Raw genomic sequence first — 20417 nt, forward strand, 5'->3', positions numbered from 1 at the left:
AACCGGTCGGTCCGGAGTCCGCGGACGGGGGTCAGGAGTTGAGGATCTGGCTCTTCTGGAGCTCGAACTCGGCCTCGTCGAGCACGCCGGAGTCCCTGAGCTCGGCCAGCTGGCGCAGCTGCGCGAGCTTGGTGTTCGTGTCGGTGCCGGGCGGGGCCTGCGGGGCCGGCGCGGCGGCCTGCGGCTCGGGGGCGTAGGCGGCGCCCTGCTGGGCCCAGCGGTTGGCCTGGCGGCGGGAGACGCGGTTGGACACCGCGGTGGCCGTCCCGGCGACGACGGCGGTGCGGGCCATCCCGCGCAGCAGTCCGGGCATGAGGACTCCTCTGTGGTGGGGGGCGGCGCCCGTCCGGCGACCGGCGCCGCGGGGACGGGTCAGCTCGCCGGCACGGCGGTCCGGGGTGCCCCGGGACGCCAGAAGGCGGCGACGAGGAGCAGCACGCCGAAGGCGGCGATCTGCGCGCCGAGCACCAGGGACAGGACGAGCACGGTCGCCTCGGGCCACGCGATCGCGAGGGTGCCGATGACCACGTTGACCGCGCCGGCGAGGACGACCCACCCCCAGCCGGGCGTCTCGGCGCGGTCGACGACGGCGACGCCGACCCGCGACGCGCCGTGCACGATGAGCGACAACCCGGTGATGAGCGCCAGCGCGAAGAGCGTGACGCCCGGCCACGCGATCGCGAGGACGCCGCCGAGCACCAGGATCGCCCCGACGACGGTCGCGACCCCGCGGTGGCGCTCCGCGGCAGCCCACGCGACGGCGATGTCGAGCAGGCCGCCGACGACGAAGGACAGCCCGACCAGCAGCGCGAGGGTGCGCGCCGCGGCGACCGGCTGGAACAGCAGGACGACGCCCAGGACGACGGCGGCGAGGCCGAGCAGCCCGACCACGACGCGCACGCCGGTGTGCCTGCTCGCGGTCGGACCCGCGTAGTGGCTGGAGACGCTCGCGGTCATGACGGCTCCTCCCCGGACCGGACGGTCGACACCGACCCTGCCGCCCCTGGTCCGGGCCGACCTCATCCGCCGTGGATGACGCAGCGGCCCGGCCCGACCGGCACGGTCGCGTCATGTCGAGGTACGGAGCCGCGGTGGTGACCGTCGGCGTGGGCGTGGCGGTGGGCCTCGCCGCCTGCTCGTCGGACCAGGAACCGGGGACCGCGGCGACGACCGCGACGACGACCGCCGCGGCCGCTGACGTGTGCGCCGCGGCCGACGAGTTCCGGGCGTCGCTGGCGCAGCTGCGCGACGTCGACGTGGTCCAGGACGGCACCGGCGCGCTGTCGGAGACCTGGACGACGGTGCAGGACGCCTGGGCGGGGTTCGCCGACGCCGCCCGCGCCGGGTACGGGGACGCGGTCGACGGCGTGCAGTCCGAGGCCGACGCCGTCCGGGACGCCGTCGACGCGGCACAGGACGCCCCCTCCCTCGACACGCTGGGCGCGGCGGCCTCCGCCGTCTCGACGTTCCTCCAGGAGGCCGGCACCCTCGTGGACGAGACGAGCTCGGCCTGCTGAACGCCTCACCCGGCCCGGATGACGCCGGCCCGCGCGGGCAGGTCCAGCATCCGCCGGGTGGACGCTCCCTCCCGAGCCGGCCTGGACACCCCGCCCGCCGCGCGCGCCCCGTACCGGCGGGCCCTCGCCGTGGCCGCCGGGCGGACGCTGCTCACCGTCGTCGCCGTCCTCGCCCTCTACGCCGGCCTGCCGCTCGACGGCCGGTTCGGCCCGCGGCTGGTGCTGGCACTGGTCGCGGGCCTGCTGGCGGTCGGCGTCCTCGTGGCCTGGCAGGTGCGGGCCATCCTGCGGTCCTCCTATCCCGCGCTGCAGGCCGTGGAGGCGGTCGCGGTGTCCATCCCGCTGTACCTCCTGCTCTTCGCCGCGGCCGACGTCGTGCTCTCGAGCAGCGATCCGGGTGCGTTCACGGAGCCGCTGAGCCGGGTCGACGGCGTCTACTTCGCGGTCACCGTCTTCGCCACCGTCGGCTTCGGGGACATCGCGCCGGTCAGCGACGCCGCGCGGGTCCTCACCACGGTCCAGATGGTCGGCAACCTGGTCTTCCTCGGGCTGGTGCTGCGGGTCTTCCTCGCCGCGGTGGACCGGCGCCGCCGGCACGCGGACCAGGCCGCCCCGGACCCGCGCTGACGCGGCCGGTCACACACCCAGCAGCCGCCCCTTCTCGCGGCCGAACTCCTCGTCGGTGAGGACGCCGGCGTCACGCGCCTCCCCCAGCCGAACGAGCAGGTCCAGCCGGCCGCTGAGCGCGGACAGCGCCTCGGGCGTCAGCGCGGCCGACACGAGCGGCTCCCGGGCGGGCGCCGGGGTGGCCACCGTGTCGACCGCGGGAGGCGCCGCCGTGTCGACCAGGGTGGCGACCGCCCCGCCGTCCGGCCGCCCGCCGGCGGACGGCGTCGCGACCGAGCGCGGGGCCGGCACGGCCGAGGAGACCCCCGCCGACGGCACGGGCGGCGCACCGGGCGCCCCTGCGGGCGCGGCCCCGGGCTCGCCAGGCACCGGCTCGGGAGCCCGGCTCCGCAGCCACTCCAGGGCGCCCAGGTAGAGGGCGACGAGCGCGGCGACCCAGATGAGCACCGAGAGCGTCGGCTCGGGCCAGAAGAGGAGCACCGCCGCGCCGATCGCGATCCCGGCCCAGCGCGCCGGGCCGTGGTGGGCGCGGACGAGGGCGCCGAGGCGGGCGGCGCGCCGGGGCAGCTCCAGGCCGTCGGCGAAGGCCCGCGTCCACGCGGCGACGCGGCGCGTCCAGGACTCCCCGGTGCCGGTGGCCGCGGCCTGCTCCGGCGTCCCTCCCCCGGCCGGGAGTGCCCGCGCGGCCTGGGCCTCGCGGCGGCGCTGGAGCTGGGTCCGCGCCGCGCGGACGCCGTTGCGCACACCGGTCACCACGCCCAGCCGTCCCCACACCAGGGTCAGCACGAGCACCAGCAGGACGGCGGCCAGCAGCCACAGCGTCCAGGACCGCAGGCTGCCGGCCAGCACGTCGTAGACCGCTCCGACGGCGTCCCGGTTCTCCTCCCGCACCCGCGGGAGCAGCACGCCCCGGGTCACCCGCAGGGCGGCCAGCAGCACCAGGAGGAGCACGGTCGTGGTCACCGCCCAGGCCCGCAGCGTGCCGCGCCGGTACCGGGAGACGCCGAGCGCCCCGGCGAGGGTGCCCAGCGCGACGAGGCCGAGCCACCACCACACCGACTCGAGCAGGTCGATCGCCGAGTAGACCTCCGGGGTGTCGGCCGGGCTCAGGAGCGTCACGCCGGCGTCGTCGGGGAGCAGGTCCAGCACCTGGCCGGCGATCCCGTCGCGGGCCGAGGCGGGCACGAGGTCCTTGGCCTGCCCGAGGGTGTAGGCCACCGGTTCCCCGGCGATCAGCTGCTCCTGGGCGGAGCGGAGCGCGGCGGTGGTGAGCGGGCGGAACGGGTCGTTGGTCAGCAGGCGCTGCACCCCGGCGGCGACCACGGAGCTGATGCCGCTCTCCACGGTGGGCTCGAACCGCTGCAACCGCTCCGGCAGCACCGCCACGGCCTCGTCGACGGCGTCCTGCAGGGCAGGTTGCGCCATCACGGTCTCGGTCACCTGCTCGGTGATGCGGGACTCCACCTCCGGCAGGTCCACGATCGTCTCGACGTTGGCCACGAAGGCGTCGGTGTCGACGACGTTCTGGCGCGTCCACAGCGACACGCTGGCCAGGACGAGCGCGACGGCGCTGACGACGACGAGCAGGCCGGCCACCAGGCGACGCATGGCACTCCCCTCCCGCAGCGGGCGGGGCACGGCGCCCAGCCGACGGGCGTCAGGGTGGTCCGGGCGGTCCCGCCGTTCATCCCTCACCCGGGGTGAGGTCGCCCCGCCAGCGCCTCGCCGGGGATCCGCTGCGCCCTGCCGGGACCATCTGCCGGTACTCGTCGGGCGTGAGGGCGCCGCTCCGCAGGAGGCCGCGGGCCTCGGCGAGCTGCTCGGCCTCCGCGGCGGCCGCGACGGACCGGATGTGGGCGTCGGTCGCGGCCTGCTGCTGCTCGACGGCACGGGCCGACCGCTCGGCCATCCCCCGGCCCTGTGCGACCAGGTAGACGAACGCCCCGAGCAGCGGCAGGAGCAGGGTGACCGCGACCCAGCCGGCCTTCGCCCAGCCACCGATGTCGTGACGGCCGAACAGGTCCCCGTAGACGCGGAACAGGAGCATGAACCACAGCACCCAGCCGAAGACGATCAGCGAGGTCCAGAACAGGTCGAGCAGCGGCATCGGTCCTCCTCGTGACGGTGCAGCCGCCCCGACGGTCGCGTCGGCGGACCGGGTGCTCGTCCCCCCGCCGGGGTGACGCAGTGGGGTCGCCGTGGCTCACGGGGAGCTGGTGTCCGACGGCTCCGGCCCCGTGGTGCGGACCTCCAGCAGGTCCAGTCCCAGACTGCGGAGGTGTTGCAGCACGCCGTGCAGCCCGGGCTGGTCCGTCGGCTCGGTCCGCAGGATGGTCAGCGGCGGTTCCTCACCGAAGTCCTCGGCGCCGATCTCCTCGAGGAGTTCGGCCGGAACCGGTCCACGCACCCGGAGTTCGTACACGCGACGCTCCATCCCGCTCGCTCCCTCCGACCGGTGCTGACACCGTTCCCCGGGGCCTCCCCCGACGGCCCTCGGCCGGCCCGGTCGCCGGAACGCCCGACCGTGGACCTCGGCAGGTCCGATCCGATCCACGCAGCCTCGCCCTCTCCGGGCTCCGGTGACCTCCTCCCGGCCGGATGAGGCGGGCTGCGGTCGTTCGACGGGCACCGGTACGGCCGCCCCCGGGGCTGCGGCGGGATCCGCTCATCCGGCCGGGGGGATGGTCACCGGCGCGCTGGTCCCCATGCTGAGCGGCACCCCAGGCCCTCCGGAGGTGGACCATGAGCTCGGCGGCCGACGACTACCGCTGGTCGACCTGTTCTGGACGTTCGTCGTCTTCTTCGCGCTGCTGGTCTTCTCCTGGCTGGTCATCACGGTCTTCGGGGACCTGTTCCGGCGGCACGACCTGTCGGGGTGGGCCAAGGCCGGCTGGATCGTCCTCGTGCTCCTCCTCCCGCTGATCGGCTCGGTCACGTACCTCACGACGCAGGGGCGCGCCATGGCCGACCGCGACGCCCGGCAGGCTGAGCAGGCGAGGCAGCGGACCGACGCCCACATCCGGTCGGTGGCCGCCCCCGGCTTCCGCGGCGTCGACGAGATCGCCCACGCCGAGGACCTCCTCGACCGGGGTGCGATCACCCAGGAGGAGTTCGAGCAGCTCGAGCGGCGCGTCCTCGTCTGAGTCCCGCGCCTCCGCACCGGGATGACCGCACGGCTGGACGCCCTCGTCCGCCGGTCCCTGCGCCGGCTGGTGCTTGGCTCCGGGCCGCTGAGGCGCCCCTCCGACCGGGTGCAGGCCGTCGGCCGGCTCGCCGTCGTCGCGTCGTTCCTCGTCGCCCCGCTGCTCGCCGTGGCCGCGTCGACCGCCACGTCGGCCCACCTCACGGCGGTGGCGGCCGCCGAGGCGGCGGACCGCTCCCGCACCCGCGCCGTCCTGCTCGAGCAGGCCCCGTCCCAGGTGGAGCGCGACGACGCCTACGGCGCCGCCCCGGCGCTGGCGGTCCCGGCGCGTGCCGCGTGGCCGGACGCCGGGAGCGCGCCTGGGAGGCGGAGTGGGCCGCCGTCGAGCCGGAGTGGCGGTCCCGGCTGCTCCAGCGGTGGCCGGGGTCGGCGGTCAGTCGACCGGGGCGGCCGGCGCGGGCGGGCTGCCCGCACCCGCGGAGGCCTGCTCCGCGGCGTCGAGGGTGTCGAGCGCCTCGACGAGGGCCTGGACCGGGATGTGGCCCGCGGCCACGAGCCGGCCGCCCGAGCGGCGCAGGGCAGCGGCGAACGGCGTGGCCCAGGTGTTCTCGTAGACCAGGACGCCGGCCGCGGTGCCGGGCTCGAGCGCGGCGGCGGCCTCGGCGACGTCGTCCGGGCCGATCAGTCCGGAGGCCGCGCCGTCGAACAGGGCCGCCTCCAGGACGCGCATGCGGTCCAGGTCGACCTGGGTGAGCGTCGTGACGGTCCCGTCCTCGTCCTTGCGCAGGAACACCAGGTCGAGGATGCGGATGACCCCCCGGTCGACGAGGTCGACCAGGAGCGGGAACGCCTCACCGGTCATGCGGTCGGTCGGGAACGCCACCACGATGTAGTCGACCGGACCCATCTGGTCGAGGTCGGCGGCCTGCTGCTCGAGGTCTGCGGTCATGTCTCCCCCAGCGGACGAGGAACGGGAGCGGACACCCGTCACGGTCCCCCCTCGGCCGGGCGGCGCACGTCACCCGGGGGAGACGATCCGGCCGGACCGGCACCCCCGTCCGGCCCGGGTCGCGGGCAGGCACGCCGGCACCCGCCCGGTCGAGGGGGTGGACCGGGCGGGTGCGGCTCCCCGTCGTCGGGGACGGGTGGTCAGCGGTAGGCCTTGACCTCCCGCCCGTGGACGATGATCGCGTAGATCACGATGACGTCGAGGGCGATCATGATGGTCGACCAGATCGGGTAGGCCGGGAGGAACGCCAGGTTCACCAGCGCGCTGAGCAGGGCGATCCCGACGCCGACGACACGGGCCACCATGTTGCCGGCCAGGAGTCCCAGCCCGGTGAGGATGGCGACGACGCCGATCACCGTGTGGATCCAGCCCCAGGTGTTGTAGTCCACGTCCACCACGAGGCCGTCCTGGGTGACCGCGTAGAAGCCGTCGTCGAAGAGCGCGACCAGTCCCTGGACGACCTGGAAGGCGCCCACCGTGATCAGCATGACGCCTCCGAAGACCACCCAGCCGGCCCAGGCCGTCGGGGGCTCGCGGTACGAGGCGCTGCTCTCCGTGGTGTTGCGGTGCGAGGTGTCCGTCATGTGCCAGTCCTCCGAGATCCACCCCCGGCTCCTGCCGCCCCTGGACCGGAGCCGGTCGGCGCGGGGTTCCGATGCCGTGCGCCGACAGCGTGGGACCCGGACGGCGGCCCGGCATCGTCCGCCGCGCATGACCCGCGGGCGGCGCCCGCACCGGCGGCGGACCGGCTCACCCGGCCGAGGGCTCCTCCGCCGTGCCGGGTCCCGGCCGGAGGGGCCGGTGCACCACCCGGAGGGGGACGACGACGCCGTCCGCGGACCGGGTGGCCGCCCCGGCGTGCGGCACGGGCTCCTGCCCCCGGTCCGGGGCCGGCCCGCGCCGCCGGCCGGGCGGTTCCGGGCACCGGCGGATCTCCAGGACCTGCACGTGGCCCTCGGTCAGCCGGTCGAGCACGTCGGAGAGGTCCCGGTCGGCGGGCACCCGGAACCGGTACACGGTCCGGCGCGGTACGGCGATCGGTGTCACGGGGACGCGGAACGAGGAGAGCGTCGCGGTGCTCACGAGCGTCCCCACGCGCACTTCGTACCGGGTGACCGCTGCCTCCACCGCCATCGCCTCCTCGAACGCCTCACCGGGTCGCCCGGGCCCGGGGGTCCCGCGGCCGGGGTCTGGCCCTGTCGGTCGTGTCCCTCCCGACGCTGCCGGAGAGCGCGGGAGCCCGCATCGTCCGCAGCGGAGGGGCCCGGTGTCCCCCTCAGAGGAGTCCGCGCTCGCGCGCCTTCCGGACGGCCTGGTTGCGCCGGCTGACGCCCAGCTTGCGCAGGATGCTCCGGATGTGCGTGCGCACCGTGTTCACCGAGATGAACATCGTCGCCGCGATCTCGGCGGTGGAGAGCATCTCCGCCAGGTACCGCAGGACCTCCAGCTCACGCTGGCTCAGCTCCTGCACCACCTCGGCGGGGCCGCCTGACCGGACCCCGTCCGTGCCACCGGCCGGCTGTGCCGCGCTCGACGGGTTGAGCCACGCGCCGGGGCCCTGCAGCCGGGGATGGGTGCGCAGCAGCCGGCGCGCCTGCGGAGGGGTGTCCACGAACGGCCAGCGGAGGAGTTCGGGCCGGGCCCGCTCGAGCGCCGCGGCGAGCTCCTCCGCCGCAGCGGTCACCTCGCCTGCCTCGAGCAGCTGGCAGGCGCGGACGACCATCGACTCGACGACGTCCGCCGGCGCCCGCGAGGACTCCTCGTCCGGTGGCACGTCTGCCGTCGTCACCCCGCCGAGGAGGCCCACCGACGCCTGCAGGCGCCGGCTCCACGGCTCGTCGCGCCCCCTGTCCCGGAGCACGGCGAGCCCGTCCTCGACGTGACCGCGGGCCACCGCCAGCCGCACCAGCTCGGTGACCACCTGCTCGGAGATCCACCGCGGCAGGGGCGGCCCCGCGAGGTGGGGTCGCAGCACCTGCTCGGCCAGGTCGTACTCGTGCCGCAGCCGGAAGTGCTGACCCTGCAGCACGGCCTGCAGGGGGCCCGGCCCGGCCGCACCGGAGGAGGCGGAGTGCTCCCGCACCCGGGCTCTGCCCAGCCACTCCCGCGACTCGACCAGCGCGTACCGGCGGAGGTGGACCCAGGCCAGGGCCGTCGCGGCCGCGGCATCGCGCGCGGCCTCCTCGGTGTCCTCCTCGGCGGCCAGCGTCTCGGCCTCCAGGGCGAGCTGGGCGGCCCGGGTCAGGTGCCCCTCGAGCGCCTCGAGGAGCGCGAGGTGGCCGATCGCCCGGCAGCGGAGCCTGCGGGAGCCCGCGGCGTTCGCCGCCGCCGCGGCGGCCCGCAGCGCGACGACCAGCTCCCGGTCGGGGGCGTTGGTCCGGAGCACGGCGAGCGCGCGCAGGTGGCTCAGCACCGCCGTGCCCTCGGTCCGCGCCCGGTGCTCGGAGTCCGGGAGCTCGGCGACCAGGGCGCCGGTGGCATCGAGCCGGGTGAGGAGGGACGCGGCCTCGACGCCGCTGTGCGTGTCGGCGGTGAGGCAGGCGAGGGCCGCCGAGAGACGCAACGGCAGGGTGGCGCCCTCCTCCTGCGCCCTCCTCGACGCGGCGAGGTCCGCCGGTGACGGGGCATCGCCGCCGGCGAGGGCCACGACCGTCCGGACGACCGCGGCCTCGGGGTCGACGAGCCCCGGCGGGAGGGACGCCAGCCCACGCGTCGTCGGGTCCGTCCCGTGCACGAGCAGGCGCGTGACGAGCAGGTCCTCGACGAGGAGACGGCTGACGGAGCCCCAGTCCTCGGCGGCGACGGCGTGACCGACCGCCACCTGGGCCCGGCCCGCCGCGGCGTACCACGCGGCGCACGTCCGGTGCAGGCCGGCGAGCTCCCCCGGGTGCTCGTAGCCGAGCTGGGCCTGCAGCATCTCCCGGAAGAGGGGGTGGACGCGGAAGCCGCCCGGGGCGCTCGGGGTCTCCTCGACGAACGCGTTGGCGTGCGCCAGCCCGGCGAGGACGCGGCGGGTGTTGCGGCGGCCGCACAGCCTGTCCACGAGGTCGGGCCACAGCTCCGACGTCACGCTGGTGCGCAGCAGGACGCGCCGGACGCCGGCCGGCTGGGTCTCCAGGACCTCCGCGAACAGGTACTGGGCCACGCTGCCGTCGTCGTGCGTCAGCGACGTGATGAGCCGCTCCGGCGGCACGCCCTGCTTGAGCGGCGCGGCGGCGAGCCGGAGGCCGACCGCCCACCCCTCGGCCTCCGCGCACAGGGCCCGCGCGACCTCCGCCGTCACCGGGACACCCATGGCGGCGAGCAGGTCGCGGGTCTCCTCCGGGGTGAAGGCCAGCTGGTCACCGCGGATCTCCGCCAGGGTGCCGTCGAGCCGGTACCGGTGCAGCGGGAGCAGCGGGTCGGCCCGGCCGCACACCACGAGCCGGAGCCGGCTGCCCGCGTGCCGGACGAGCAGGTCCAGGCCGGCGGTGACCGACCGGTCCGTGACGTGGTCGGCGTCGTCGAGGACCAGCACGACGGGCCGGGGGGACGCAGCGACGTCCGCGGCCAGGCGGGGGACGAGCGAGGCGCCGGGCGGCTCCCCCGGGACCAGGGCCGGGACCTCGGACCACTGCACGCCGGCCCGGGACAGGGCCTCGACGACGTAGCTCCAGAAGGTGGCCGGGTCGTCGTCGTACGCGTCCAGGGTCACCCAGGCGACCGGCCGGCCCGCGCCGTGGGTCTGCCGCCACGAGGACGCGAGGACGGTCTTGCCGGATCCCGCGGGGCCGCTGAGGAGGGTGAGCGGGGACCGCTGGACGTGTCGCGTCAGGAGGTCGAGCAGACGCCGGCGGAGCACGGTCGCGTGTGCCGGGTCGGGTGGCGCCAGCTTCGAGTCCAGCAGGGCCGGGCCGCGGTGTCCGGCCGGACCGGGTCGTCCCGCCACGGGGAACGGAGCACCCGTTGCCAGCCTCGCCATGTCCGCCCCCAGCTGCTCGGTGCCCCTCGACCGTGTCGTCCCCCGCAACGAGCTCGTGGCCAGATGTCGCCTCCACCACCCTCGCGAACGCTCCTCCTCCTGGTCAGGGGCGAAGGTCCCCGCGGACGGCAGCGCTCGACCCGGGTCGGACGGCGACGATGCCCCGGCCACCCGGGGACCGGCTCACCCGGAGGGGATGAGGAGTCCCACCGGGTCCCGGCCGATGCTGACGGCTCCGACGGACGGGGAGGCCGCATGAGCCGGGCATCTGACGGCGGTCCAGCGTGGCCGTGAACCCGGCGTACCCGCCTCCGGGGAGCAGCCGGCCGCACGGTCGGCCGTCCGACGTTCCCGTGCCGGACGGCGGCAGCGCCGCGGAGGACACGGTGGCCGCTGCCCACGCGGTCCTGGCGGTCACGGCCGCGCTGGTGAGGTGGGCGGCGGAGGCGGCGGTGCGGAACCCGCGCGGTGTCCTCGCCCGGTTGCCGGTGCGCCTGCCGTCCGCACGGGGCGGCCTGGCCCGTCGTGCCCTGCACGGAACGCTGCCGCGGGCCCTCGTGCGCCCGGCATCCGCCGCGGTGCGGGCCCTGGCCGCCGCCGCGGATGACCTGGTCCCCGGCGTGACCCGGGCAGTGCTCGCCCGGCTCGACGTCCCCGGCCTCGTCCGCGAGTTCGTGGACCTCGACCGGCTGGCCGCGATGCTCGACGTGGACGCGGTGGTGGCGCGGGTCGACCTCGACGCCGTGCTGGACCGGGTCGACCTCGATGCGGTGGCCGCCCGGCTCGACGTCGACGCCATCGCTGCCCGGCTCGACCTCGACGCGGTGGTGGACCGGGTCGACGTCGCCCGCGTGGTCGACCGGGTCGACGTGGACCGCGTGCTGGACCGGGTCGACCTGGACGCCGTCGCCGCCCGGCTGGACCTCGACGCGGTGGTGGACCGGGTCGACGTCGCCCGCGTGGTCGACCGGGTCGACCTCGACGCCGTCGCCGCCCGGCTGGACGTGGACGCGGTGGTCGACCGGGTCGACGTCGCCCGCGTGGTCGACCGGGTCGACCTCGATGCCGTGGTCGACCGGGTGGACCTCGACGCGGTGGCCGCCCGGCTCGACGTCGACGCCGTCGCCGCCCGTGTCGACCTCGACGCCGTCGTGGACCGCGTCGACGTCGACCGGGTCATCGCCCGCGCCGACGTCCCCGGGCTGGCGCGCTACGTGGTGGAGGTGATCGACCTGCCCGGGCTGCTGCGCGAGTCGACGGGCTCGGTCACGGGAGAGGTGGTCCGCAGCGTGCGCGACCAGGGCGTGGACGCCGACCGTGCCGTCGAGCGGGTCGTCGACCGGCTGCTGCGCCGCAACGGCCGGCGCACGGCGACCCGCGCATCGGAGGACGGTGCGCGCGGGAGCGCCCCGTGACCCGCGCCCCGGAGCGCCCGGCCTACCCGTGGCACGGGGACCCGCGCCCGGTGAGGGACGGAGCGGCGGTGCGGGCGGCGGTCCGCGGCCGCCGGGCCGGCGTGGTCACCCGCTGCCTGGCCAACGTCGTCGACGCCGCCGTCGTGCTCCTGCTGCTGGGCGCCGGCTACGCCGTCGTCGCGGCGACCCGGTTCCTGCTGGCCCCCACGAGCTTCCGGTTCCCCACCCCGTCCCTCGCCCTCCTCATCGTGGCGGGGCTCGCGCTGCTGGCCGGCTACTTCGCCGTCACCTGGACCGTGGTCGGCGCCACCTACGGCGGCCGGCTGCTGGGACTCCGGGTGGTCGACGACGCGGGCGCGCGCCTGGGCTGGGGGCGCGCGTGCACACGGGCGGTCCTCTGCGCGGTGTTCCCGGCGGGCGTCCTGTGGGTCCTGGTGAGCAGGGAGAACCGCTCGGTGCAGGACCTGCTGGTGCGCACCTCGGTGGTCTACGACTGACGGCGCTCCCGGGGAGCCGGACCGTCGCGTGTCATCTGCCGGGGACGATGCGAGCCGCCCCGGTGGCCGCCACTCTCGGGTCCCCGGGAAGGACCAGCGACTCGACCACCAGCGGGGAGTCCCGCCATGACAGCGCCAGCGCCGCCCCAGTACAGCTTCACCCTCCTCGACCGGCTCATCACCGAGGCCTGGACCGACCTCCGGGCAGCGCGGGCTGCCGCGGCGAGAGTGGGCAACCGCGAGAACCTCGACCTCCTGACGCGGACCGAGGAACACCTGAACGCGCTGCTGGAGTACCGCCACGCCGCCCTGCTGCGGTGTCCCCGGGTCGGGGGCGACCTGGCCGACGAGGCGACCGTGCTGGGCAACCGGCGGTGGTGACCGTCCCCCCGCGGCCGCAGGACCTCGTCCACCGCCCCGGCCGCCCGTCCACGAGGAGCACCCACCATGTCCGAGACCGCCCCCGAGGAGACGGTGCCGCTGTCGGTGCCCGACGCGATGCCCGTGCTGAGTCGTGGCAGGCACCGGAACTCGTCGCACGGCGCCTGCTTCATGGAGTACACGGCCCTCCTGGCCGGCGAGCGGTTCAGCGACGAGCCCCGCTGTGTGGACGGTGAGCTGGCCACCGTCCTCCGGGGCGCCAACGACAGGCTGTCCGACGCCGACCGCCCCGTCCTGTTGCCGCTGCTCGGGCGGGCCATCGGCCTCGCGGTCGAGCCCCCGCCGCCGGAACCGCGGTGGTCCCGGCGCGTCTCGCGCCGGTACCACCGCGAGGTGGTGGCCCCGCACCAGACGCGGGTCGCACGCCTGCACCGGGAGGTGACGCGCCGGTTCGTCGCCGCCCTCGGACCGCTCTCGCCGCCCGTGACGCGGGACTGGACCGGGCGCAGCGGCGAGCTCGCGTGGGTGTTCTGGGAGACCATGACCGAGCCGACGGTGCTGTCCCGCTCGCCGGACCACGTGCGCCGGCTGGTCGCCCGCCTGCACCTCCTCCACGAGTGCTACGAGCAGGCCCTGGAGCACCTCGGGTACAGCCGGACCCCCCGGTCCGCGCGGGCCACCGCGGGCTCGGCCGTCGAGGCCTGACCTCCGGCGGCCCCGGGACCCCTCACGCCGGACCGTCGAGCCCCCTGCGGGTGAGGGCCCGCTGGTACCGCGCCGCCAGCGGGGCCGCGGTGAGCCCGTGCACGAGGACGCTCAGGAGCACCGTCGCGCCGATGAGCGCCACCGGCTCGTCGGCGGCGTCCCCCAGTTCCTCCAGGGCCAGCAGGGCGAACACGAGGGACGCCAGCCCCCGGGGTCCGAGCCAGCCGACGAACAGCACGGTGTCGCGGTCCAGACCCGCGCCGGCACAGGCCAGGGCGACGGGCACCATGCGCACCAGCGTCAGGCTCAGGACCGCGTAGACCACGACGACGGGGTCGACCCGGTCGACGACGAGCGGGACGGCGAGCGCACCGAACGCGAGGTAGACGAGCAGGGAGACCAGTCCGCCGGCCTCCTCGAGGAAGACCCGCTCGCCCGGGCCCTGCCGGCCCGCCGCCGCGCCGAAACCCAGCCCGCCGCAGAACGCGGCGACGAAGCCGTTCCCGTCGACGACGAGCGCGCCCGAGTAGGCCACGAGCGCCAGGGCCAGCACCGCGGCCCCGACGGATCTCCCGTCGGCCCACCCCCGGCGGCGGGCCTCCTGCAGCAGCCACCCCCCGCCCAGGCCGACGACAGCACCCACCACCACACCGACGCCGAGCTGGAGCAGCGCCTCCCCCAGCCAGGACCCGCTGGTGCCCTCGAGCCCCGCGGTCGCGCCCGCGAGGGCGAACAGGACCACGGGCGTGACGATGCCGTCGTTCAGGCCGCTCTCGACGGTGATCAGCTGCCGCACGCGGGAGGGCACGGCGGGGTCGGTGACGACCCGCAGTCCCAGCGCGGCGTCGGTCGGCGCCAGCGCCGCCCCGACAGCAGCGCCGACCAGGTGCCGAGGCCGGGGACGAGCGCGTACGCCAGCGCCCAGCCGGCCACCACGGTCAGCAGCAGCCCGACGGCCAGCAGCCGCAGGTAGCGGCCGAGGTCGCGGCGGACCTGGCCGAACGGGACGGCGGAGGCGTCGGAGAACAGCACCCACACCGGCGCGACCTCGACCAGCGGTTCCAGCGACTCCGGGACGGACCCCGCGTCGACCAGGCCGGTGGCGGCGAGGAGCCCACCCGAAGACGAGCGCGCCGGTGATCGCGACGACCTCGACGGTCACGGGACCTCCCGGTGCGTCCGGCGGGGCGGCCCCGTCGTCGTGGACGGCCCGGCATCCCGGGCGCGGCGGGTGGCGCCGGTCAGCCGGGTCCCGGCTCCTCCGCGATCGGCGTGCGCTCCCCCGGCAGGAGGTGGCGGTCCAGGCGCAGCAGGACCAGCGTGTCCCGGAGGGCCGGCGACGCGCCGCGCAGGCCGACCCGGCAGCCGTGCCGGACCGCCCGCCGGTAGGCACCCAGCAGGGCACGCAGGCCGGCGTCGTCGATGCCGGTGACCCCGCCGACGTCGACGGTCCAGGCCGGGTGGCGGGCCGCCAGCAACGCCGAGACCGCGTCGTGCAGCAGGTGGGCGGCGCGGGCGTCCAGGGGTCCGGTCAGCGTCAGGCGACCGCTCCCCGGGTCGACGTGCACCCCGGACTCCGGCGACCCGGGAACCGACCGGGAGCGGAACGGAACAGCGGAGGCCGCAGCGGGCAGCCGTGCTCCCCTGCGGGCAGCGGCCGGGCGCCGGACCGGACGGACCGGCCCCGGGACGGCGTCGGGACCGGCCCGGAGGACCGCCGGCACCCCGTCGTCGGGCCGCCCGTCGGGTCCGGATGCCACCGTCGCCTCCTCTGCACGCCGAGGGGAGGGGACGGCCGACGCGCCCGGGCAGCGTCGCAGGGGCAGGGCGCCGGGGGCCTCGTCCGTCGCGGACGATCCGTGTGGCCCGGACCCGGACGCCGGGCCCCGCCAGGCGAGCGCACCACGGACCCGCGGGCCCTCCGTCGTCCGCCTGGCGGGGTGCGCTCAGTGTGGCACCCGGGACGTGGGGTCGCCGGTCAGCAGGGGACCGCGTCAGCGACGGTCCGCCAGGACGCCGAGGTCACGGGCCGCCCGTACGGCCGCCGCCCGGTCGGCGACGTCGAGCTTGCCCTGCACCCGCCGGATCCTCGTCCGGGCGGTGTTGCTCGACACGGAGAGGACGGCTGCGATCTGGGCCGTCGACCTCCCCCGTGCCAGGCACGCGAGCAGGTCGAGGTCACGGCGGCTCAGGAGCAGCGCCGGGCCGGGACGCGGGGCGCCACTGGCCGGCTCCACCGGACCGGCAGCCGGCTCCAGCGGCGGGCGGCGGGGCGTCGGCAGCGCGACCGCCGAGGAGACGGTGCGGACGGGCGCGTGGTCACCGGTCATCTCGCCCTCTCAGGGGTCACCGGCGTCCGGGCCCGGCCGCCGTCACGGTCGCCGGCGCCGGGACGGTGGAGAACAGGTGGTGGCCGGACGTGGGGCGAGACTAGGAAGGAGCCGACCGACCCGCTTTACCGATCGCGACGGAGCCCTTACCTTCTCGCGCATCGCACAGGGGACCGTGATGCTTCCTCGCGTTCGGACCAACACGCTCACCGGCTATGCGGACGTGGCCCGTTCGGTGGGGCTGGACGCCGCGCTCCTCGCCGCACAGGTCGGCCTGGACCTCGCCGACCTCGACGTGCCCGACCGCTGGATCGCAGCCGCGCCCGTGGCCCGGCTCCTCGAGGTGTCCGCACGGCAGGCGGGCTGCCCGGACTTCGGCCTGCGCATGGCACGGGTCCGCACTCTCGGCACCCTCGGCCCCCTGGGCGTCGTGCTCCGCGAGGAGCCCGACCTGCGCAGCGCCGTGGACCTCCTGGTGCGGTACGAGCGGGCCTACAACGAGGCACTCCACCTGCGCCTGCGGGAGGACCGCGACGAGGCGATGATCGAGGTCTGGCTCGAGCTCGGTGAGCCCGCCCCGCGCGACGAGGCGCTCGACCTGGCCGTGGGGGCGCTCGTGGGGATCATCCGGACGCTCGTGGGCGACGGCTGGGACCCCACGTCGGCCGTCTTCGCCCACCCCGCGCCCCCGGACGCGGGACCGTGGTACCGGCTCTTCGGTCCCCGCGTGCTCTTCGCCCGCCCGTTCACCGGCCTGGTGTTCCCGGCGCGGGACCTCGGTGCCCGCGTGGTCACGTCCGATCCCTCGCTGCGGCCGTACGCCCGGCAGTTCCTCCGGACGGTCGTGGCCCCCGAGACCCCCGCGTCGCCCCCCGGCCCGACGGACGTGGCGGAGGCCGTGGAGCTGCTGCTGCCGCTCGGGGGCCAGTCGCTGACGCGGACGGGCCGGCTCCTCGGCCTCGGTCCCCGGGACCTGCAGCGCCACCTGGCCCGGCAGGGCGACACCTTCTCCTCCGTCCTGGGCGCCACGAGGGCACGACTGGCCGAGCGCTACCTCCCGAACGAGGACCTGTCGCTGACCGAGGTGTCCCGGCTGCTGGGCTTCACCGCCCCCAGCGCGTTCTCCCGGTGGTTCCGCGCGCAGTTCGGCACGAGTCCCACGGAGTGGCGGAGGACGACGCGGAGCGGGGGCGGCTGAGCGGGGCAGACCCGTCCGCGGCGGGTGATGCCCCGGCCTCTCGGGGCGGCCAGGCTCCCCGGACGGGACCCGGGACGCCGGGGAGCCCCCTGGGAGGTGTGCCGTGGACTCGTTGGTCGCCCGCCGGTGGTGGGCCCGGACCGCTCTCGCGCTGGTCGTCGCCGCCTTCGTCGTCCTGCTCGCGTTCGCCGGCCGCCGCGGCCTGTGGCTCGTGCTGATGACGGCCGCGTCGGTCGTCGTCCTCGTGGCCGCCGTCTTCTGGTTCCTCCTGCAACGCGGCCCCCTGCGCTGGCTGGCGCTGGCCCTCGCCCTGGCCGCACCCCTGGCGGTGCTCGTCGCCTTCGTGGCCGACCGGCTGCTCTGGGTGGCCCTCGTCGCCGCCGCGCTGTTCGCCGCCGCGGTGTGGGCCGGGCGGGCGGCGCTGCGCCCCGACCGGTCCCGCTGGACGATGGAGGTCACCGAGGTGCCGGCGCCCCGGCAGCCGTTCCTGGTCATGAACCCGCGGTCCGGCGGGGGCAAGGTCGGTCGCTTCCGGTTGCGGGAGTTGGCCGAGGAGCTCGGCGCCGAGGTGGCCCTGCTGGACCGGCCCGGCACCGACGTCCAGGAGCTGGCCCGGGCGGCCCTGGCTCGCGGCGCGGACCTGCTCGGCGTGGCCGGCGGGGACGGCACGCAGGCGCTCGTCGCCCAGGTCGCGGCCGAGCACGACGTGCCGTTCCTCGTCGTGAGCGCCGGCACCCGCAACCACTTCGCGCTGGACCTGGGGCTGGACCGGAACGACCCCGCGCGGTGCCTCGACGGCCTGCGCGACGGCGTGGAGGCCCGCATCGACCTCGGCGACGTCAACGGCCGCACGTTCGTGAACAACGCCTCCTTCGGTGCGTACGCGGAGATCGTGGAGAACCCGGCCTACCGGGACGACAAGCGCCGGACCACCCTCGACGCCCTCCCGGACCTGCTGGCCCGCCGGCGCGGCGCCCACCTCGTGGCGCAGGCCGGTGACCTCACGCTGGACGCGCCGCAGGCCCTGCTGGTGAGCAACAACCCCTACGCCGGGTCCGACCTCGTCGGGAGCGGGCGCCGGCCGAGGCTGGACCGCGGGGTGCTCGGGGTGATCGCGGTCCGGGTGGACAGCACGCGGCAGGCGATCGGCCTGCTGAACGGCGCCCACCGGGAGGGGCTGCGGGTGGTCGAGTCCCCCGAGGTCGTGGTCACCGCGGACGTCGCCGAGGTCCCGGTCGGCATCGACGGCGAGACGGTGCGGGTGACGACCCCGGTCCGGTGCACGATCCGTCCCGGCGTCCTCCGGGTCCGGCTCCCCCGCGACCGGCCCGGGGTGAAGCCGCCGCAGGCACGCCTGACCTGGGCGGCGCTGTGGGCCCTCGCGGCCGGCCGGCCGGTCCCGGGGATGAGCGCGGAGCGCGTCTCCCGCCCGGCGGCGACGGCCTCGGAGCGTCCGGCCACGTCCACGACCACGTCCACGACCACGGACGCCTGACGCCCGCGGACTGCCGGTCAGGTGCGGTGCTCGCCGGCCGGGGTGGCCGGTGACGGCAGCGGGGTCGCCGGCTCCGGCAGCACCGCGGGACCGGGCGCGGGAGCCGGCTCGTCGGGCCAGCGCGCTCCCGTCCGCACGCGGAAGGCCTCCACCGCGGCGCCGACGGTCGGGAAGAAGTGCTTCGGCTCGATCTCCTGCGTGAGCCCGTAGCGCTCGATCTTGGCCCGCACCGGGTCCTTGAGCTCGGCGAAGACCAGCGTCTGCCCGCGCCGGTCCAGCAGGCGGTCGAGGTCGAAGAGCACGTCGGCGGCGGTGGTGTCAACGTCGGTGACCGGCTCGGCGGCGACGACGATCCACCGGGGCGCCGGCTCGCTGCGCGCGAGCGCCAGGACCGCGTCGCGGAAGGTCTTGGCGTTGGCGAAGAACAGCGGGGCGTCGAAGCGGAGGACGACCAGCCCGGGGAGCATCTGCGCGTCCGGGTAGGAGCGGACGTCGTGGTAGCCCCGCACGGAGTCCACGCGGCCGAGGGTCGTCGAGTAGGGCCGCCAGGCACGGCGGAAGACGTTCAGGATCGACAGGCCGACCGCGATCGCGATACCGGGCAGCACCCCGAGCAGCGCCACCCCGGCGAACGCGGCGACCGACAGGCTGAACTCGACCCGGCGCTGGTGCCACAGCCGGGCAGCGGCCGGGAGGTCGGCCAGCGAGAGCGCGGCGGTGACGACGACCGCGGCCAGGGCGGCGTCGGGCAGGTTCCGGAACAGGCCCGGCAGCAGCAGGATCATCAGCAGGATGAGCACGGCCCCGGTGACCCCGGTCAGCTGGGAACGGGCGCCGGCGCGCTCGGCCACGGCCGTCCGGGACGCGCTGGTGCTGACCGGGAACCCCTGGAACAGCCCGGCGGCGAGGTTCGCCGCGCCGATGCCGGCCATCTCCGCGTTCCCCCGGACCTCCTGCCCGGTGCGCTCCGCGAACGCCGACGCGGTCGAGATGGTGTCCGCCAGCGCCACCAGGGCGATCGCGAACGCACCGGCCACCAGCGGGCCCAGGTCCGACCAGCCGACGCTCGGCACGGTCAGCGGCGGGAAGCCCTGCGGCAGCTCGCCGACCAGGCCCACGCCACGGGCCCCGAGGTCGAAGACCGTCGTGGCGCCGATCGCCAGGACCACCATCACGAGGACGGCGGGCACCTTGGGCAGCCAGCGCTGGAGCCCGAGGACCACCAGGACGCCGCCGATCCCGACCGCCGCCGCGGCCGGCACGACCTCCCCGCCGGCGACGCCCGCCACGAAGCCGGTGGCCTCCCCGACCAGCCCGTCGGCGTCGACGGAGAAGCCGAGGAGCTTGGGCAGCTGGCCGACCAGGATGGTGAGCGCCAGCCCGTTCAGGTAGCCGATCATCGTGGGCTTCGACAGCAGGTCGGCCACGAAGCCCAGCCCCGCCCACGCCGCCGCGAGCATGATCGCGGCCACCAGGAGCGCGAGCACCGAGGCCAGCGCCACGGCCCGCTCCGGGTCCCCGCCGGCGACCACGAGCGGCAGCACCGTGGCGGCGATCATCGGGCCGAGGGAGGAGTCCGGGCCGAGCACCAGGATCCGCGACGGTCCGAACACGGCGTAGGCGAGCAGGCAGGTGATCGAGGTGTACAGGCCGGTGATCGGCGGCAGTCCGGCGAGCTCCGCGTAGGCCATGCCCTGCGGCACGAGCAGCGCGGTGAGCACCACCCCGGCCAGGAGGTCCTTCGCCAGCCAGGGACGGTGGTACCCGCGGAGCGCCTGGGCCCCGGGCGGCACCAGGCGCGGGGCCCGGCTCACGGGAGGGGTCGGCCGGCGGGGAGCGCCGTCCTCCGCTCGTCCCGCCGGGCCCGGTACGTCGCGCGCAGCCGCTTCTCCACCAGGATCGGGACGAACGCCTGCACGGGGGCCCCGGCGAAGGTCGCGAGCACCTCGAGCGCCGAGGAGCGGATCTCCTGCCGGTCCACGCCGTACTCGGCGTGCAGCCGTTCGACCAGGGCCTCGACGAACGGGTCGCCGGTCGGCACCGGGCCGCCGGCCGGACCGTCGTCCCCCGCGACGACCACCGCGGCGGTCACCGTCATCTCGGGCCTCCTAGCACCGTGGTCCCCTGGCAGGTGGTGGTC

General features: G+C 76.5%; 24 protein-coding genes. 9 read left to right on the forward strand and 15 right to left on the reverse strand.

What is annotated here, in order from left to right; translation table 11 throughout:
• Positions 1-31: 31 nt before the first annotated feature.
• Together ACI79V_RS05940 and ACI79V_RS05945 are read right to left on the reverse strand one after the other, a co-directional pair.
• Positions 32-313 (reverse strand): SHOCT domain-containing protein, encoded by a 282-nt coding sequence (locus ACI79V_RS05940; protein WP_456877704.1) that lies wholly within the window; start codon positions 311-313, stop codon positions 32-34.
• Between the two features lie 59 nt (positions 314-372).
• Positions 373-957, reverse strand: a complete 585-nt coding sequence (locus ACI79V_RS05945; protein ID WP_456877705.1) for an HdeD family acid-resistance protein — start codon at positions 955-957, stop codon at positions 373-375.
• A gap of 113 nt (positions 958-1070) precedes the next feature.
• Here ACI79V_RS05945 and ACI79V_RS05950 point away from each other — a divergent pair, with 113 nt between their 5' ends.
• Entirely contained in the window at positions 1071-1517 is a 447-nt protein-coding gene (locus ACI79V_RS05950) for a hypothetical protein (RefSeq protein ID WP_456887498.1), read from the forward strand.
• A gap of 57 nt (positions 1518-1574) precedes the next feature.
• Positions 1575-2144, forward strand: a complete 570-nt coding sequence (locus ACI79V_RS05955) for a potassium channel family protein (RefSeq protein ID WP_456887499.1) — start codon at positions 1575-1577, stop codon at positions 2142-2144.
• A gap of 9 nt (positions 2145-2153) precedes the next feature.
• Here ACI79V_RS05955 and ACI79V_RS05960 read toward each other — a convergent pair whose 3' ends face one another.
• The 3 genes from ACI79V_RS05960 to ACI79V_RS05970 form a co-directional block, all read right to left on the reverse strand.
• On the reverse strand, positions 2154-3752 hold the full coding sequence (locus ACI79V_RS05960; RefSeq protein WP_456887500.1) for an SHOCT domain-containing protein: 1599 nt from the start codon (positions 3750-3752) through the stop codon (positions 2154-2156).
• Between the two features lie 76 nt (positions 3753-3828).
• Positions 3829-4251 (reverse strand): PLDc N-terminal domain-containing protein, encoded by a 423-nt coding sequence (locus tag ACI79V_RS05965; RefSeq protein WP_456887501.1) that lies wholly within the window; start codon positions 4249-4251, stop codon positions 3829-3831.
• A gap of 96 nt (positions 4252-4347) precedes the next feature.
• The gene (locus ACI79V_RS05970) at positions 4348-4551 is read right to left on the reverse strand and encodes a hypothetical protein (protein WP_456887502.1); all 204 of its coding nucleotides are present in this window, start codon (positions 4549-4551) and stop codon (positions 4348-4350) included.
• Positions 4552-4879: 328 nt separating this feature from the next.
• Between ACI79V_RS05970 and ACI79V_RS05975 the strand changes: the two genes are divergently transcribed.
• Entirely contained in the window at positions 4880-5287 is a 408-nt protein-coding gene (locus ACI79V_RS05975) for an SHOCT domain-containing protein (RefSeq protein ID WP_456887503.1), read from the forward strand.
• A gap of 432 nt (positions 5288-5719) precedes the next feature.
• On the opposite strand, the gene ACI79V_RS05980 is transcribed toward ACI79V_RS05975, so the two are convergent.
• The 4 genes from ACI79V_RS05980 to ACI79V_RS05995 form a co-directional block, all read right to left on the reverse strand.
• A complete protein-coding gene (locus ACI79V_RS05980; protein ID WP_456887504.1) occupies positions 5720-6235 on the reverse strand; it encodes a DUF6325 family protein in 516 nt (171 codons plus the stop codon).
• Positions 6236-6435: 200 nt separating this feature from the next.
• On the reverse strand, positions 6436-6879 hold the full coding sequence (locus ACI79V_RS05985; protein ID WP_456877554.1) for a DUF7144 family membrane protein: 444 nt from the start codon (positions 6877-6879) through the stop codon (positions 6436-6438).
• A gap of 166 nt (positions 6880-7045) precedes the next feature.
• Positions 7046-7390 carry a hypothetical protein gene (locus ACI79V_RS05990; protein WP_456887505.1) on the reverse strand — a complete coding sequence of 115 codons (345 nt, stop codon included), beginning with the start codon at positions 7388-7390 and terminating at the stop codon, positions 7046-7048.
• Positions 7391-7571: 181 nt separating this feature from the next.
• Positions 7572-10256 (reverse strand): LuxR C-terminal-related transcriptional regulator, encoded by a 2685-nt coding sequence (locus ACI79V_RS05995; RefSeq protein WP_456887506.1) that lies wholly within the window; start codon positions 10254-10256, stop codon positions 7572-7574.
• Positions 10257-10642: 386 nt separating this feature from the next.
• On the opposite strand from ACI79V_RS05995, the gene ACI79V_RS06000 reads away from it, so the two are divergent.
• The 4 genes from ACI79V_RS06000 to ACI79V_RS06015 all read left to right on the forward strand — a co-directional run bounded on the left by ACI79V_RS06000 (position 10643) and on the right by ACI79V_RS06015 (position 13254).
• A complete protein-coding gene (locus ACI79V_RS06000) occupies positions 10643-11671 on the forward strand; it encodes a hypothetical protein (protein WP_456887507.1) in 1029 nt (342 codons plus the stop codon).
• Positions 11668-12168 carry an RDD family protein gene (locus ACI79V_RS06005; RefSeq protein ID WP_456887508.1) on the forward strand — a complete coding sequence of 167 codons (501 nt, stop codon included), beginning with the start codon at positions 11668-11670 and terminating at the stop codon, positions 12166-12168. Before ACI79V_RS06000 ends, ACI79V_RS06005 begins: the two co-directional genes overlap by 4 nt.
• A 126-nt stretch (positions 12169-12294) precedes the next feature.
• Positions 12295-12549, forward strand: coding sequence for a hypothetical protein (locus tag ACI79V_RS06010; protein WP_456877549.1), 255 nt, complete (start codon positions 12295-12297; stop codon positions 12547-12549).
• A 66-nt stretch (positions 12550-12615) separates the two neighbouring features.
• On the forward strand, positions 12616-13254 hold the full coding sequence (locus ACI79V_RS06015; RefSeq protein ID WP_456887509.1) for a hypothetical protein: 639 nt from the start codon (positions 12616-12618) through the stop codon (positions 13252-13254).
• Positions 13255-13276: 22 nt separating this feature from the next.
• On the opposite strand, the gene ACI79V_RS06020 is transcribed toward ACI79V_RS06015, so the two are convergent.
• The 4 genes from ACI79V_RS06020 to ACI79V_RS06035 all read right to left on the reverse strand — a co-directional run bounded on the left by ACI79V_RS06020 (position 13277) and on the right by ACI79V_RS06035 (position 15584).
• On the reverse strand, positions 13277-14140 hold the full coding sequence (locus ACI79V_RS06020) for a cation:proton antiporter domain-containing protein (RefSeq protein ID WP_456887684.1): 864 nt from the start codon (positions 14138-14140) through the stop codon (positions 13277-13279).
• Positions 14038-14292 (reverse strand): hypothetical protein, encoded by a 255-nt coding sequence (locus tag ACI79V_RS06025; protein WP_456887687.1) that lies wholly within the window; start codon positions 14290-14292, stop codon positions 14038-14040. Before ACI79V_RS06025 ends, ACI79V_RS06020 begins: the two co-directional genes overlap by 103 nt.
• 203 nt (positions 14293-14495) lie before the next feature.
• Positions 14496-14822: an STAS domain-containing protein gene (locus tag ACI79V_RS06030; protein WP_456887510.1), complete on the reverse strand. Its 327-nt coding sequence runs from the start codon at positions 14820-14822 to the stop codon at positions 14496-14498.
• Between the two features lie 426 nt (positions 14823-15248).
• Positions 15249-15584: a LuxR C-terminal-related transcriptional regulator gene (locus tag ACI79V_RS06035; protein WP_456887511.1), complete on the reverse strand. Its 336-nt coding sequence runs from the start codon at positions 15582-15584 to the stop codon at positions 15249-15251.
• 223 nt (positions 15585-15807) lie between these two features.
• Here ACI79V_RS06035 and ACI79V_RS06040 point away from each other — a divergent pair, with 223 nt between their 5' ends.
• The gene (locus tag ACI79V_RS06040; protein ID WP_456887512.1) at positions 15808-16782 is read left to right on the forward strand and encodes an AraC family transcriptional regulator; all 975 of its coding nucleotides are present in this window, start codon (positions 15808-15810) and stop codon (positions 16780-16782) included.
• Between the two features lie 103 nt (positions 16783-16885).
• A complete protein-coding gene (locus ACI79V_RS06045; protein WP_456887513.1) occupies positions 16886-18277 on the forward strand; it encodes a diacylglycerol/lipid kinase family protein in 1392 nt (463 codons plus the stop codon).
• 17 nt (positions 18278-18294) lie between these two features.
• Here the strand turns inward: ACI79V_RS06045 and ACI79V_RS06050 are convergent, their stop codons facing one another.
• Both ACI79V_RS06050 and ACI79V_RS06055 read right to left on the reverse strand, forming a co-directional pair.
• A complete protein-coding gene (locus ACI79V_RS06050; RefSeq protein WP_456887514.1) occupies positions 18295-20091 on the reverse strand; it encodes a SulP family inorganic anion transporter in 1797 nt (598 codons plus the stop codon).
• A complete protein-coding gene (locus ACI79V_RS06055) occupies positions 20088-20375 on the reverse strand; it encodes a three-helix bundle dimerization domain-containing protein (RefSeq protein ID WP_456887515.1) in 288 nt (95 codons plus the stop codon). Before ACI79V_RS06055 ends, ACI79V_RS06050 begins: the two co-directional genes overlap by 4 nt.
• Positions 20376-20417 lie beyond the last annotated feature (42 nt).

This window comes from Geodermatophilus sp. SYSU D00700 (assembly GCF_054050255.1).

Bases quoted from the DNA above. Each gene is read 5' to 3' on its own strand.
- ACI79V_RS05940 (WP_456877704.1), bottom strand. From the start codon at position 313: ATGCCCGGACTGCTGCGCGGGATGGCCCGCACCGCCGTCGTCGCCGGG.
- ACI79V_RS05945 (WP_456877705.1), bottom strand. From the start codon at position 957: ATGACCGCGAGCGTCTCCAGCCACTACGCGGGTCCGACCGCGAGCAGG.
- ACI79V_RS05950 (WP_456887498.1), top strand. From the start codon at position 1,071: ATGTCGAGGTACGGAGCCGCGGTGGTGACCGTCGGCGTGGGCGTGGCG.
- ACI79V_RS05960 (WP_456887500.1), bottom strand. From the start codon at position 3,752: ATGCGTCGCCTGGTGGCCGGCCTGCTCGTCGTCGTCAGCGCCGTCGCG.
- ACI79V_RS05965 (WP_456887501.1), bottom strand. From the start codon at position 4,251: ATGCCGCTGCTCGACCTGTTCTGGACCTCGCTGATCGTCTTCGGCTGG.
- ACI79V_RS05980 (WP_456887504.1), bottom strand. From the start codon at position 6,235: ATGACCGCAGACCTCGAGCAGCAGGCCGCCGACCTCGACCAGATGGGT.
- ACI79V_RS05985 (WP_456877554.1), bottom strand. From the start codon at position 6,879: ATGACGGACACCTCGCACCGCAACACCACGGAGAGCAGCGCCTCGTAC.
- ACI79V_RS05995 (WP_456887506.1), bottom strand. From the start codon at position 10,256: ATGGCGAGGCTGGCAACGGGTGCTCCGTTCCCCGTGGCGGGACGACCC.
- ACI79V_RS06010 (WP_456877549.1), top strand. From the start codon at position 12,295: ATGACAGCGCCAGCGCCGCCCCAGTACAGCTTCACCCTCCTCGACCGG.
- ACI79V_RS06015 (WP_456887509.1), top strand. From the start codon at position 12,616: ATGTCCGAGACCGCCCCCGAGGAGACGGTGCCGCTGTCGGTGCCCGAC.
- ACI79V_RS06035 (WP_456887511.1), bottom strand. From the start codon at position 15,584: ATGACCGGTGACCACGCGCCCGTCCGCACCGTCTCCTCGGCGGTCGCG.
- ACI79V_RS06055 (WP_456887515.1), bottom strand. From the start codon at position 20,375: ATGACGGTGACCGCCGCGGTGGTCGTCGCGGGGGACGACGGTCCGGCC.